Source organism: Flavobacterium croceum DSM 17960 (assembly GCF_002917885.1).
Lineage (GTDB): Bacteria > Bacteroidota > Bacteroidia > Flavobacteriales > Flavobacteriaceae > Flavobacterium > Flavobacterium croceum.
The window spans coordinates 105,777-119,658 of sequence record NZ_PQNY01000008.1 but is presented as its reverse complement, the minus strand read 5'-3'; the positions used below and the strand labels follow the sequence as shown (position 1 = coordinate 119,658).

The 13,882-nt window shown below is 33.2% G+C and carries 9 protein-coding genes; 3 read left to right on the top strand and 6 right to left on the bottom strand.

All coding sequences use genetic code 11. The features are described from left to right. Position 1: 1 nt before the first annotated feature. The gene (gene xerD, locus Q361_RS07500; protein WP_103726108.1) at positions 2 to 904 is read left to right on the top strand and encodes a site-specific tyrosine recombinase XerD; all 903 of its coding nucleotides are present in this window, start codon (positions 2 to 4) and stop codon (positions 902 to 904) included. A gap of 56 nt (positions 905 to 960) precedes the next feature. On the opposite strand, the gene Q361_RS07495 is transcribed toward xerD, so the two are convergent. The 5 genes from Q361_RS07495 to porU all read right to left on the bottom strand — a co-directional run bounded on the left by Q361_RS07495 (position 961) and on the right by porU (position 9,336). Beyond that, positions 961 to 2,577, bottom strand: a complete 1,617-nt coding sequence (locus tag Q361_RS07495; protein ID WP_103726107.1) for a pyruvate dehydrogenase complex dihydrolipoamide acetyltransferase — start codon at positions 2,575 to 2,577, stop codon at positions 961 to 963. A 5-nt stretch (positions 2,578 to 2,582) separates the two neighbouring features. Beyond that, positions 2,583 to 3,581: a pyruvate dehydrogenase (acetyl-transferring) E1 component subunit alpha gene (gene pdhA, locus Q361_RS07490; RefSeq protein WP_103726106.1), complete on the bottom strand. Its 999-nt coding sequence runs from the start codon at positions 3,579 to 3,581 to the stop codon at positions 2,583 to 2,585. A 146-nt stretch (positions 3,582 to 3,727) separates the two neighbouring features. Continuing rightward, a complete protein-coding gene (cdd, locus tag Q361_RS07485) occupies positions 3,728 to 4,213 on the bottom strand; it encodes a cytidine deaminase (protein ID WP_103726105.1) in 486 nt (161 codons plus the stop codon). A 69-nt stretch (positions 4,214 to 4,282) separates the two neighbouring features. Continuing rightward, positions 4,283 to 5,446: a type IX secretion system outer membrane channel protein PorV gene (porV, locus tag Q361_RS07480; RefSeq protein WP_103726104.1), complete on the bottom strand. Its 1,164-nt coding sequence runs from the start codon at positions 5,444 to 5,446 to the stop codon at positions 4,283 to 4,285. A gap of 35 nt (positions 5,447 to 5,481) precedes the next feature. Next, entirely contained in the window at positions 5,482 to 9,336 is a 3,855-nt protein-coding gene (gene porU, locus Q361_RS07475) for a type IX secretion system sortase PorU (RefSeq protein WP_103726103.1), read from the bottom strand. Between the two features lie 189 nt (positions 9,337 to 9,525). Between porU and gldJ the strand changes: the two genes are divergently transcribed. Together gldJ and Q361_RS07465 are read left to right on the top strand one after the other, a co-directional pair. Continuing rightward, the gene (gene gldJ, locus Q361_RS07470) at positions 9,526 to 11,244 is read left to right on the top strand and encodes a gliding motility lipoprotein GldJ (protein ID WP_103726102.1); all 1,719 of its coding nucleotides are present in this window, start codon (positions 9,526 to 9,528) and stop codon (positions 11,242 to 11,244) included. A 103-nt stretch (positions 11,245 to 11,347) separates the two neighbouring features. Next, the gene (locus Q361_RS07465; RefSeq protein WP_103726101.1) at positions 11,348 to 12,637 is read left to right on the top strand and encodes a UDP-N-acetylmuramoyl-tripeptide--D-alanyl-D-alanine ligase; all 1,290 of its coding nucleotides are present in this window, start codon (positions 11,348 to 11,350) and stop codon (positions 12,635 to 12,637) included. Here the strand turns inward: Q361_RS07465 and Q361_RS07460 are convergent. Next, on the bottom strand, positions 12,629 to 13,849 hold the full coding sequence (locus tag Q361_RS07460) for a glycosyltransferase (RefSeq protein WP_245874616.1): 1,221 nt from the start codon (positions 13,847 to 13,849) through the stop codon (positions 12,629 to 12,631). The genes Q361_RS07465 and Q361_RS07460 overlap by 9 nt on opposite strands. Positions 13,850 to 13,882 lie beyond the last annotated feature (33 nt).

Here is a 13,882-nt window from a genome sequence, read left to right as displayed (position 1 = left end):
TATGGTTTCAAGTAAATGGCAATCTTACCTAAAAAGTTTTCAATATTATTTAAAAATAGAACGAGGGTTATCTCAAAATACTATTGATAATTATACCTTGGATATAGAAAAATTGGTTTCTTTTTTAAACGATAACCAACTGCAAGATTCGCCCATAACTATTTCTGAAGAAACACTACAGCAGTTTATTTATACACTATCTCGACAAATAAATGCTAGGTCTCAAGCCAGAATTATATCGGGATTAAAAAGTTTTTTTCATTATTTAATTTTTGAAAACTACAGAAAAGATTTTCCTTTAGAATTAATAGAAACCCCTAGATTAGGTAGAAAATTACCCGATACACTTTCGGTAGAAGAAATAGACAATATAATACAAGCTATAGATTTAAGTAAAGACGAAGGCGAGCGTAACAGAGCCATGCTTGAAACTCTTTACGGTTGTGGTTTGCGGGTATCGGAACTAGTAGAATTAAAAATTTCCGATTTATATTTTGATGAAGGATTTATAAAAGTTACAGGCAAAGGTAACAAACAACGCTTTGTGCCGATAAGCCCAACAACTCAAAAATATATTACTATTTATAAAGGTATTCGAGTGCATAGCGTTATTAAAAAAGGCTACGAAGACACTTTGTTTTTAAATAGGCGAGGAGCAAAACTTACTAGAGCTATGGTTTTTACCATTATTAAAAATTTGGCAAAGCAAATTAATCTTCAAAAATCAATTAGCCCTCATACTTTTAGGCATTCGTTTGCTACGCATCTCTTAGAAAATGGAGCCGATTTACGTGCTATCCAACTCATGCTAGGGCACGAATCGATAACGACTACAGAAGTCTATGTACATTTAGATAGAAAACATCTTACGCAAGTTGTGAATACCTATCATCCTCGAAAATAAAAAAACGGTACCTAAATTTAGATACCGTTTTCTTTATAAATAAAACTTATGAGGCATTACGCCAGCATTGTTACAGGATTTTCCATAAATGCTTTAAAAGTTTGTAAAAACTGAGATCCAGTAGCACCATCTACAGTTCTATGGTCGCAAGCTAGAGTAACTGTCATGGTATTACCTACAACAATTTGACCTTGTTTTACTACAGGTTTTTCTACAATAGCTCCTACCGATAAAATGGCAGAGTTAGGTTGGTTTATTATCGAAGTAAACGATTGAATACCAAACATACCTAGGTTGGATATGGTAAAAGTGCTACCTTCCATTTCTGATGGTTGTATTTTTTTTGCTTTTGCTCTTCCGGCCATGTCTTTTACATTGGCTCCTATTTGAGATAAAGACATTTGGTCTGTAAATTTAAGCACAGGAACAACAAGTCCGTCTTCTACAGCTACAGCAACGCCTATATTAACATGATGATTGATTATCATAGCATCATCTCTCCATTGCGAATTTACTTGCGGATGTTTTTTTAGAGCCATTGCACACGCTTTAATAACCATATCGTTAAAAGAAACTTTTGTTTCAGGTAAACTGTTTATGGTAGTACGAGAAGCAATAGCATTATCCATATCTAACTCTATTGTTAAATAGTAATGAGGTGCTGTAAATTTAGATTCTGAAAGTCTCTTGGCAATTGTTTTGCGCATTTGAGAATTCTTAATTTCTTCTTGATACACTTCTCCTGTAGGTACAAAAGGTTTTACATTGGCAACAGCTTGATTTGCAGACGAAACTTCTGTTTGAATAGTAGATGCAGTAGGAGTAAAGTTTTCTACATCGCTTTTGGTAATTCTACCATTTTCTCCCGTACCTTTTACTTGTGCTAAATTTATACCTTTTTCTGTAGCTATTTTTTTAGCCAATGGCGAAGCAAAAATTCTACCGTTTGCGTTGGTATTTGTTGTAGTATTTTGAGATGAAGTTGGGCTTGTTTCTACTGTTTTTTCTTGTTGTTGAGCAGGTTCAGCATCTTTGGTAGCTCCCGCTTTGTAATTGGCAGCAATATGGCTAACATCGGTTCCTGCAGGACCCATAATCGCCAAAACACTATCTACAGGCGCCGATTCGCCTTCGTTTACACCTATATACAATAATGTTCCTGCATCAAAAGATTCAAACTCCATTGTAGCCTTATCGGTTTCAATTTCAGCTAGTATGTCGCCTTCTTTTACAGTATCGCCTACTTTTTTAAGCCATGTTGCAACAGTACCTGTTGTCATGGTGTCGCTTAAACGAGGCATTGTAATTACTTTTACACCAGCAGGTATTTCTACAGCATTATTACTTTGTTTGGTTTCTGTAACGGTTTCTTTTACTTCGTTTGAAGTATCTGCACTTTTTGGAGTTCCATTAAGTAATCCAGAAATATCTTCTCCTTCATTTCCAATTATGGCCAACATAGCATCTACAGGAGCTGTTTGTCCTGCTTCTATACCTATGTGTAACAGCGTTCCAGCGTTAAAAGATTCAAATTCCATAGTGGCTTTATCTGTTTCAATTTCTGCTAGAATATCACCTTCTTTTATTTTGTCGCCTACTTTTTTAAGCCAGTTTGCCACGGTTCCTTCTGTCATGGTATCGCTCAAACGAGGCATCGTAATTACTGTTGCCATATTGCTTATAATTTATGAGGTAAAAATGGATAATTTTCTTGATCGTAAACTACATCATACATGATATTCAAATCTGGGAATTCAGATTCTTCTGCAAATTTTTCACATTCGTTTACTAGATCTACCACACGATTGTCTATTGCTTCAATTTCTGAATCTGTAGCGTATTGTTTTTCTTTTATGATGTCTAATACTTGAGTAATAGGATCTATTTTTTTGTATTCTTCTACTTCTTCTTTACTTCTGTACAATTGAGCATCAGACATAGAATGACCTCTATAACGATAGGTTTTCATTTCTAAAAATGTTGGTCCATCGCCTCGACGTGCTCTTTCTATAGCTTCATTCATAGCTTCGGCAACTTTTACAGGGTTCATGCCGTCTACTGGTCCGCAAGGCATTTCGTATCCTAAGCCTAGTTTCCAAATATCGGTATGGTTTGCTGTTCTTTCTACAGAAGTTCCCATGGCATATCCATTGTTTTCACAAATAAATACCACCGGAAGTTTCCAATTCATAGCCATGTTAAAAGCTTCGTGTAATGAACCTTGTCGTGCTGCGCCATCACCAAAATAAGTAAGCGTTACACCACCCGTTTCAAAATATTTGTCTGCAAATGCTATACCAGCACCTACAGGAATTTGTGCTCCCACAATACCATGTCCTCCATAAAAACCATGTTCTTTCGAAAAAATGTGCATCGAACCTCCAAGTCCTTTTGAAGTACCTGTAACTTTACCTAAAAGTTCAGCCATAACTCGGCGAGGATCCACACCCATACCTATAGGTTGTACGTGGTTTCTATAGGCTGTAATCATTTTGTCTTTAGATAAATCCATGGCGTGTAAAGCTCCTGCTAATACAGCTTCTTGACCATTGTATAAATGTAAAAAACCTCTGATTTTTTGTTGTATGTATAGCGCAGCAAGTTTGTCTTCAAACTTTCTCCAAAATAACATATCCTCGTACCATTTTAGGTAAACTTCTTTGGTAATTGGTTTCATGTTTAGTGTACTATTTATTTTTTTAAATAATTCTTGTATAAGGTTGCAAAATTACTATTTTGACCTTATAACAAAAAATTTAAAATCATTAAATTAATTATAAAATGATTATATTTTTTTGGTAATTATCAACTACACCGTTGTAGTTATAAAAACTTTTTGTCAAACGACAAGGGTAATAGGTTACTTACAGAGTCTGATTTGTATACTTCGCCTGTTTCTCCCATAAAATATATTTCTATTTCAGCCTCTTGCTTAAACTCATATTCTGCCATCGATTGTCTGCATGCGCCACATGGTGGTATAGGCGATGTAGTGGTATGTATACTCGAAGCTGCTGTAATAGCCATTTTTACTATTTTAGCATTTGGATATAGTGCTCCAGCTTGAAATATAGCAACACGCTCGGCACACAAACCTGATGGGTATGCAGCGTTTTCTTGATTTGAACCCAAAACGATTTGATTGTTGTCTAGTAAAATAGCTGCGCCTACATGAAAACGGGAGTAGGGTGCATAAGCATTGTTTCTGGTTTCAATAGCTTTTTGCATGAGTTCTTGAACATCGTTTGGTAGTACATTTAGATTTTCAAAAACATCAAATTTAGTAGAAATACTTACTTGTTTTGTCATAATTTATAGAGGAAAAAAAATCCAAACTTCAAAATAGAAATTTGGATGGTTTTTAATTTTTAATTGCTTTTAATTTTCATCGTATTTATCACCGAAGTTGAATGTAAGTGAAAAACGCAATGTGTTTTCTAACGGATTTTTTACTTTGGAAGCAGAGAATAAATAAGATACATCTACTTTTACTACATTGTATTTAAAACCTGCTCCTAGCGAAAAGAATTTGCGAGCTCCTTTTAACGGACTTTCATTAAAATATCCCAAGCGCATAGCAAAAGAGTCTTGATATTGATATTCTACTCCAGCCGAATAGGTAATTTCTTTTAATTCTTCTGAAAAACCATCGGGTGCATCGCCAAATGATTTAAAAATACCTGAAACCCAATTTATATTTCTATAATTGGTATTGTTGGTACTTCTTTCATCACTAGTTATAACACCGTCTCCGTTTAAGTCTGGATTTTGAGGCGTAGGAACTAAAAGTTTCGTAAACTCGACAGACGTCGTTACTTTGTTGTATTCATCAAAAATAAAATCAAAACCACCACCTAAACGCATATTTGCAGGTAAAAAGTTAGAGCTTATTTCTTGATTGTTATCATAACTTATTTTTGGACCTAAGTTTTGTAAATTCAAACCTATTCTATATCGACCATCAAAATCGGTAAATGCTTTTTCTTCACTTTGAAAATAAGCAGCTACGTCAAAAGCAAAACTTTTTCCTGGTGTAGCATCTGTATTTGCATCTGCAATTTTTAAGTTAGAGCGTATATATCTACCCGCTACAGCCATAGAAAAATTCTCGTCTAGTTTTAAGGAATACGACCCGTCTAAAGCTAATTCGTTGGGTTTTACAACATTTGGAGTACTGTCGTAATATTCTCTTAATTCTATTTCTCCTAAACCAAAATAACGTAAACTTCCCGCAAAAGCACTTCTTTCATTAATGCGATTATAGTAGGTAATTTGTCCAAGAGAAATATCATTTACCAATTGGGTTAAGTAGGGCGTGTAACTAAAAGAGAAACCTTGTTTGTCTAGCGCAAAAGCATATTTTGCAGGATTCCACTGTTGCGAATAAGTATCGGCAGATGTTGCAACACCTTGATCTCCAAGTCCAGCAGCACGAGCATCGGCAGCTACAAGTAAAAACGGAACTCCAGTAGTGATGACTCTATCTTGAGCGAAATTGGTTGTTAAAGTTAATAATGAAATTAGTATTATTATTTTTTTCATAACAAATTAATAAAGTTTACAAATATAATGTTTTCTTATAGTATAACAAGTTTTTCTATTTTTTCTGATTTTTTTCCTGTAGTTTGAGATTTTACAGTGAGTTTATACACATAAACTCCTTTTCCTATTTTTTCTCCAAAGTCATCTAAGCCATCCCAAGTAATACTTCTTGATAAAAATCCTTCTGTAATAACACTTTGATTGATAGTTTTTACTACTTTTCCGGTAATGGTAAATATTTGAACTTGAACATCAAGATTTTCGTAAGGTTTGTTGTGAGTAAACCAAAATTCGGTATAGTTTACAAATGGGTTTGGATAATTTAGCACATTGGTAAGCACTACATCTTCGTCTCCAACTACAACAAATTGTAGTTCTGAAGTTACATAATTGTTGTAAACATCCCAAGCTTTGAATGTGATAGTGTGTAAACCTACACTAAGATTTCTAAAAGGGAATCTAATTTTTCCTTTGGTATAATTATTAAGTTCGGTTTCGTAATAATCGTTTAAATTATAAGGATTACTTTCATTGCCGTCTAAAACAGCAACAATATCATGCCCAATACCACTTGCTGTATTTATACCATGTTCATCATCTAAAAAAGCTAAAAAATAAGGAGATTGATTGGTGTTTCCTCCATTTAAAAAAGTTTCGTCATTCATATATAAACGTACTTTGGGCGGAGTTGTGTCTGCTGGAGCGTTTGTGTTTATACCACCAACTTTAATGTTTACATTATATCCTGTTTTGTCTAGACGTGTTTGGTTTCTTTTGGTATAAAAACTAATTCTACCATTTCCTAGAGGTATTTTAATATCGCGAGGTACAACAAAACCAAATTCAAACGAGCCATTTGTAACCGATGCGTTTCCTCTAAAAATAGCTTCGCCCAAACTAGTAAAAGGAAAATACGTGGCTGTTGCTGTAGGCGATATTATGGCATCGTAATTGTCGTTTCTAAGTGTATTTTTGGTATAATCTTTATCAAAAATTGTTACGGCCAATTCACCATTGTAATTGTTTAATAGCGAGCCTGTTTCGTCTCGAACTTCTCCTGTTATTTTTACATAACTTAAGGCTTTAAAATCATCTATGGGTTGCGATATAGGAATATCGTTTACTTTGGTTAATACTACATTAGGCTTAGCGATAGCAAGAGCCAAAGCTGGATCGCCCAATAGCGATACTATTCGGGTTGTAGAACCATCAGTATAATCATTCTTACTTTTTCGTAGGGCTTCAGCTATAGAACCATAATTGGTACTACCGTAAGAGAATAAATACGAAGTGAAAATTTCATTGAAATATTGTGCTCCAGATTGAGGAATTTGCCTTATAGTCGTTACCATTGCTATAGCTCCTCCTTTTGGATTCCAAAAAGTATATTCTCCAGAAGTTTGTTTGTATGGGTTGTCAAATCGAGAGAAATCGCATGTTAGTGTTATAAATAGGGGATAACGGTATTGATTGTAAAAATTATACCCATCAAATTTGTTCCAAATGCGTTCATTGGCAAGACCTTCTTCGCCTCCATGACCTAAATAGTTAAAAACCAAAGCGCCTTTTTCAAAAGCATTTTGTATATCTTCATTTACTTTTGGATACCGAGTTCCACCAGCGGTTGTTTCTTGCTGATAGGCATCTAGAAATATTTTTTTGTAATTAACAAAAGGTTTTTGTTGGTACAACATATCAACATTTTTATTTTGATAATATTGCAATTGATTGTCGGCTGTTTTAAAAGCATCTGGGTCATCTGCAATCGCTACATAATTGTTGCGCCAATTTCCATACGATTTTATATCGTGGTACTCGATAACTTTTGTAACCATTTCGTCGGCTTGCTGGTTGGTCGATACAATCATACGGCCTACAGCTACGTCTATTCCGTATAAGTTCATTTCTGGATTCGGATCGCTATCGTCCATCATTCCATAGTAATCATCTGTGGCAAAAGAGCTAGAGGCTGCTTCTGTAAAACTACTTTTAGCATGAAATATAGGTACAATATTAGTATTGTTTGGTATTCTATTTTTGTAGTCAAACGATGCGTCTCCAAATAGATTTAAAAATTTTACTCTACTACTAGCCGATGAAGCATTTTGATATACATATTTCACAAAGTTTCTTATAGCTGCTACATCTTGTTTGCCACCACCAAATTCTTGATATATGCTTTCTAAAGTAACTACTTTTACATTGTAGTTGTTGTAATTTCGGTGAAATTCTGCTAGTTTTTCGGCTTGCGGATTTAAAAAAGAAGGACAAACAATAAGATAATCAATATCTCTAAATATGCCATATTTATCGTAAAAAATATCACCTTTTAAATTTTGATTGGATATCGTTGTAGTTTGTTCTTTTTGAGGAGTGTAATAATCACTTGGGTCTACAGCAATAAATTGTTTACTTATTCCTAAATTGGTTTTAAAGTTAAAACTTGGTGTATTGTTTGTAGCGATAGCACTCACGTTCCAAATATCAGAAACATCCCATATTTGACTTATGCTACTGCTGTTGCTAAAATTATATTGTGCTATACCACTTATATTAGTAGCATTTGCAGTTTTAAATCGGTATTGTTTATTATAACCCACAAGATTACTCTTTGCAGTAATGGCTATATAATTGAGGTAGCCTTTTGCCGAAGGTACACCATTGTTATTGTATTTAAGTTTGATGTTAAAATTTTGCGATGCTGACACACTATTGTAACTTGCAGCTTCTACATATTGAGTTAGATTGGCTCCTGCTATATGTATTAAATTTAAAGTAGGAGTACTACCTCCATTTATACTAATATCAAACGATGTATTCACACTACTGTCATCACCTACTTGCACTTTTACCGAAGCGGGATTTGTAGTGTCTATTTGAGGAAAATTAAAATTGAATTCTTGTTCATTGTCTAGATAAAAACTTTCTCCTACAAAAACTTTTCCCAAACGAGCTATATTGGTTAAATCTTTTTCATAAAACTGATAGTCATCAAAATTTGTAAATGTGTAAGATGACGAACCTGTTGGTTGTGTAAAAGTACCTATTCGTTTACCATTGTTTTGACTGTATGTAATATAATAGTATGATTTATCTGAATATAAATTTAAGTGTGTCAAATTATCTTCACTCCAATTATCCATCCCTTCACAATAAAGCAATATGTAATCTTCGTTGTTAAAAACGCCGTCATCTTCTCCTATTACTTGTATTGCATTTTCAGCTAAATCGTTAGGGTAATATTCATTATTTGTAATAGGAAGCATTCTTCCTCCATTGCCATAAATTTGTATTTTTCGAGGGTCAATTTTATCTACATCCATCCCCAACGATTTTATAAATGTTTTATCTAGTTTGTAAACTCCCGATTTTTGCACGTAAAAACGATACCATGAACCTGTTTTTAATACCGAATTGACAATATTTTGTGTAGAAAAACTCTTGTTTACCAGAGCTTGATTAAAGCTATAACTAAAAGACACTACTCTTTTGTAAGTATTGTCTTCATAATAAATAGGATTAAATTGTAGTATCGCACTAAAATCATCACGAGCTATATTATTTTTTATAGATGCTTCAATTGTAGTAGGAATTACTTTTTTGTTTAGCATACCCAAATTACTTTCAGTAACAGATTCAGTAATTAAGTTGGTAATAACCAAAGAGTTTTCGTTGATTAAGGAATTGTTAGTTGAGATTTTAGAAATATAAAAAATCCTGTTTTCTATAGAATTGTAACTCATATTAACAGGGAAATTAGGAATATTAAAATCTACATCGCCAATAGTATATCGGTTGTCAGAATTCCATGTAATGGCAATGTTTCCAGAAGTTTGACTCAGTACAATCTGGTATATCAAAAAACAAAATAATATATATATCTTTTTCATTATAGGTCATAACGGCTATTCATTGCAAATATTATTAAAAAAAGTAATATTTTTACACAATAAATACAACAAAAAGGAGTTTGTATAAAACAATTGAAAGTAAAAATTAAATTTAATTCAAAAAAGTTGTTGCAATTTAATGGTTAATTACTATATTGCGCCACTAAAAATTATTACCTAAGTATGAGTATGAAAGTAAACAAGGTTTTTGCCGTAAAATTACTGTTAGTAGCAGCAGTAATGGTTGGGTTTACAAGTTGTAGCAAAGGTGGATCTTCTTCAAAAGGAGGGTCTCGTGCAACAGGCTGGAAAATCAACGATAAAAAAGGAGGTTTTCAGTATGCGTCTAACTTTAAAAAACAAGAAACTGGTCCTGGATTAGTACTTGTAGAAGGAGGGACCTTCACCATGGGTAAAGTAGCAGACGACCCAATGCACGATTGGAACAACACACCAAACCAACAACACGTTCAATCGTTTTACATGGATGAAACTGAGGTAACCAATATGATGTATATGGAATACTTAGATTGGTTAAAAAGAGTTTTTCCTCCAGATCAAGAAAGCTATGCTAATATTTATGAAGGAGCCATTCCTGATACTCTAGTTTGGAGAAATAGATTAGGTTATAATGAAACGATGACTAATAACTATTTAAGACATCCTGCTTATGCAGAATATCCTGTAGTTGGTGTAAATTGGATTCAAGCAACCGAGTTTTCAAAATGGAGAACCAATCGTGTGAATGAAGCAATTTTAGAAAGAGAAAAATTCTTGAAAAAAGATGCTAAAGTTACAGATGCAAAAGCAGAATCTACTTTTGACACAGAAACATATTTAGCTGCTCCTACAAAAACATACGGAGGAGATAGTAATATTGTATTACAAAAAGGTCAAAAAGGAGGAGCAAAAAATAACGGAACTGCAGGTGCCAATGGCGGAAGTTCTGCTTCTAAAAATGTTTATGCTCAACGTTCATCGGGTTTAATTTTGCCAGAATATAGACTTCCAACAGAAGCAGAATGGGAATATGCAGCAGCTGCCGATGTAGGTCAAAGACAATACAATTTATACAAAGGTCAAAAGAAATATCCTTGGTCTGGTAGATATACGCGTACCAATAGACGTCAAGTAAAAGGTGATCAATTGGCTAACTTTAAGCAAGGAAAAGGAGACTACGGTGGAATTGCTGGTTGGTCTGATGATAATGCAGATATTACAAATAAAGTAAAATCATATCCTCCAAACGATTTTGGGTTGTATGATATGGCAGGTAACGTAGCAGAATGGGTTGCCGATGTTTACAGACCTATGGTTGATGATGAAGCTAACGATTTCAACTACTATAGAGGTAACGTTTACATGAAAAATAAAATAGGTGAAGATGGTAAAGTAGAGTTGGTTACCGCTGAATCTCAAAAAATGGATACTTTACCAAATGGAAAAGTAATTGCTAGAAACTTTATTGGTCAAATAGCTCAAGTTCCAGTAGATGATAAAGAAACTTATTTAAGACAAAACTTTGATAAGAGTGATGAAAGAAACTATCGCGATGGTGATAAACAATCTACAAGATGGTTTAAATTTGGAGACTCTGAGGATAATGCTAAAGTAGATGATTCTAAACGAATGTACGATTCTCCGAAACACAACGTTTCTGTAGATAGTATTGGTAAAATGATTAGAAAATATGATAAATCTTCAAAAAGAACAACTTTAGTAAATGATGATGTGAGAGTTTACAAAGGAGGTTCTTGGAGAGATAGAGCTTATTGGTTAGATCCTGCACAAAGAAGATACTTCCCACAAGATATGGCTACAGATTATATCGGATTTAGATGTGCTATGTCTAGAGTAGGTCCAAAATCAGATATCAAAAAATCTCCTACAAATAGAAGACAAAGATAATCGAGAAAAATAGTATATTTGAGAGCCCTTTTTAGGGCTCTTTCTTTTTTGTATAAAGAGAGGATATGATAACCAATCTTTTTAACCAATATTATTTCAACGCATGAATATTTATGAAATTCATCAATTGTATCTTACATGTACAGGAGGTATTGCTACAGATACTAGAAAAATTAAATCCAACTCTTTATTTGTTGCTTTAAAGGGAGAAAAGTTTAATGCAAATACTTTTGCCAAGAAAGCCTTAGATCTAGGTGTAAATTATGTTATTATTGATGAAAAAGAATATTTTGTAGATCAAAGAACAATTCTTGTAGAAGACGCTTTAAATACGTTGCAAGAGTTAGCAAAGTTTCATAGAAATTATTTAAAAATTCCTATAATAGCTCTTACTGGAAGTAACGGAAAAACAACTACCAAAGAACTCATTTATCAAGTATTATCAAAAAAATACAAAGCGCAAGCCACAGTAGGTAATTTAAACAATCATATAGGTGTGCCACTAACGCTTTTGTCTTTTACCAAAGAAACAGAAATGGGAATTGTAGAAATGGGAGCCAATCATCAAAAAGAGATTGCATTTTTGTGTTCTATTGCGCAACCAGATTATGGTTATATTACAAATTTTGGTAAGGCTCATTTGGAAGGTTTTGGTGGAGTAGAAGGCGTGATAAAAGGCAAAAGCGAAATGTATGATTATTTGCTCGAAAATAATAAGCAAGTAATTGTAAATGCCGATGATACTATTCAGGTAGAAAAAACAAAAGCTGGTAGCACATATAGTTTTACACTTCAAAATAATCAAGCCGATATTATTTTTACAAATAGTATTGCTTTGCCATTTGTATCATTAACTGTAGAAAATATTATTATTCATTCTCAATTAATAGGGCTCTATAATGCTACAAATGTGGCGGCGGCAATAACTATTGGTTATTTATTTAACGTATCTTTTGAGCAATGTAAAGAAGCTATCGAATCGTACATACCAGAGAATAATAGATCACAAATAATTAGAAAACAAAATCGTGAAATTATTCTCGACGCATATAATGCTAACCCAAGTAGTATGGCATTGGCTATCGATAATTTTATGCAATTGCACGCTACAAAAAGAATGTTGGTTTTGGGCGATATGTTTGAATTGGGTAACGAAAGTCTACAAGAACATAAAGCTATACTCGATAAACTAACCCAATTTACTAGTCTAGATTTTTTAGTATATTTTGTAGGAAAAGATTTTTATACCCATAAAATCTCTGATTCTCGAATGGTTTTTTGCCATGATTTTGAAGATTTTAAGCAACAATTTAAAAATGATGATAGTTTTCAATTATTACTTATCAAAGGTTCTAGAGGTATGGCTTTGGAGCGTATTTTAGATTTATTGTAACTTTTTATTTTTCTCTTCAATCCATTTATTCATATAATAGTAAGCATTTGTGGTATGATGGTTTAGCAATTTCCCTATATAATTATCATTTCTATAGTAAGCTAAATCATCAATCATACGGTTTATTTTTTCTTTGAATGCATCTGCAAAAAATAGAGAATTTAATTTTTTTTCTATAATTTCAAATCCTTTCTCTTGCATCGTATGCCACAGTTTTTCATCGGAATATAAAAGAATTGATTTTTCAATAAAACTTTCATTGTCATCACATACAAATCCGTTCCAACCTTTATATTCCATGCCTTCTGCACCAATTTTTGTGGTAATAGAAGGTGTGCCTGTTTGCATAGCATCTAGTAATTTTCCTTTTATTCCTGCTCCAAAACGAATAGGTGCTAGTAATACTTTGGCAGAGGCAATAGCTTCTAGCGCATTGTCTACTCTGCCTTGTATATAAAATCCTTTTCCAGGCTGATGTAATTCAAGCACTTTTTGTGTAGGGTAGGCTCCATAAATTTTCATTTTTGCACGAGGTAGTTTTTGTTTTATAGAAGGCCATATTGTTTTGTAAAGTTGTTGTGTGGCATCCCAGTTGGGTTCGTGCAGAAAATTTCCAATGAATGCAAAATCTGTTCTTTCGGAAAAATTCTTTATATTTTCTTGTTTTTTGGCAAACAAGGGTATGTAAAATAAAATTGATTCTGGTATTTTAAAATCTTGTACTAAACAATGATACTCATATTCTGATATAATTAATGTTACATCACATCTATAAATACTAGCTATTTCTCTTTTGGTATAGTCGCTATTTTTCCAAGTATCTAGGGTAAAAGGTGTTTCTGTTTTAACACAATTTTGCCGAGCTTGCCTTAGGCTATGTAAATCTTCGGTATCTAAAACTTTTAAAGCATTTGGGCAATTTTCTGATATTTTAGATCCAAATTGCTCTTCTAGCATAAATCTATCAAAAACTACAACAGCAGGATTCAAATTTGCTACAAAGTTGTCAAAGCTCGAATCGTTAATTACAATGTTGTGAAATGAAACATAAGGAATGTTTACCGAAAATTCAGTTTTAACAGCAGTGGTAGCATAATGTATTTCAAAATCCATTTCTTGAAAAAGATTTAGCAATTGCAACATTCTTCCTCCAGCAGCAGATGAATTAGGCTCAATATTAACAGCACTTAAAATGAGAATTTTTCTTTTCAAAATAGTAATTTTTGTATTTCAAAAGTACTATTT

What these genes read in the sequence shown, in the direction of transcription:
- porV (WP_103726104.1), bottom strand. Translation starts at nt 5,446, where the DNA reads ATGAAAAAAATAATAATACTAATTTCATTATTAACTTTAACAACCAAT.
- Q361_RS07465 (WP_103726101.1), top strand. Translation starts at nt 11,348, where the DNA reads ATGAATATTTATGAAATTCATCAATTGTATCTTACATGTACAGGAGGT.
- pdhA (WP_103726106.1), bottom strand. Translation starts at nt 3,581, where the DNA reads ATGAAACCAATTACCAAAGAAGTTTACCTAAAATGGTACGAGGATATG.
- porU (WP_103726103.1), bottom strand. Translation starts at nt 9,336, where the DNA reads ATGAAAAAGATATATATATTATTTTGTTTTTTGATATACCAGATTGTA.
- Q361_RS07495 (WP_103726107.1), bottom strand. Translation starts at nt 2,577, where the DNA reads ATGGCAACAGTAATTACGATGCCTCGTTTGAGCGATACCATGACAGAA.
- xerD (WP_103726108.1), top strand. Translation starts at nt 2, where the DNA reads ATGGTTTCAAGTAAATGGCAATCTTACCTAAAAAGTTTTCAATATTAT.
- gldJ (WP_103726102.1), top strand. Translation starts at nt 9,526, where the DNA reads ATGAAAGTAAACAAGGTTTTTGCCGTAAAATTACTGTTAGTAGCAGCA.
- cdd (WP_103726105.1), bottom strand. Translation starts at nt 4,213, where the DNA reads ATGACAAAACAAGTAAGTATTTCTACTAAATTTGATGTTTTTGAAAAT.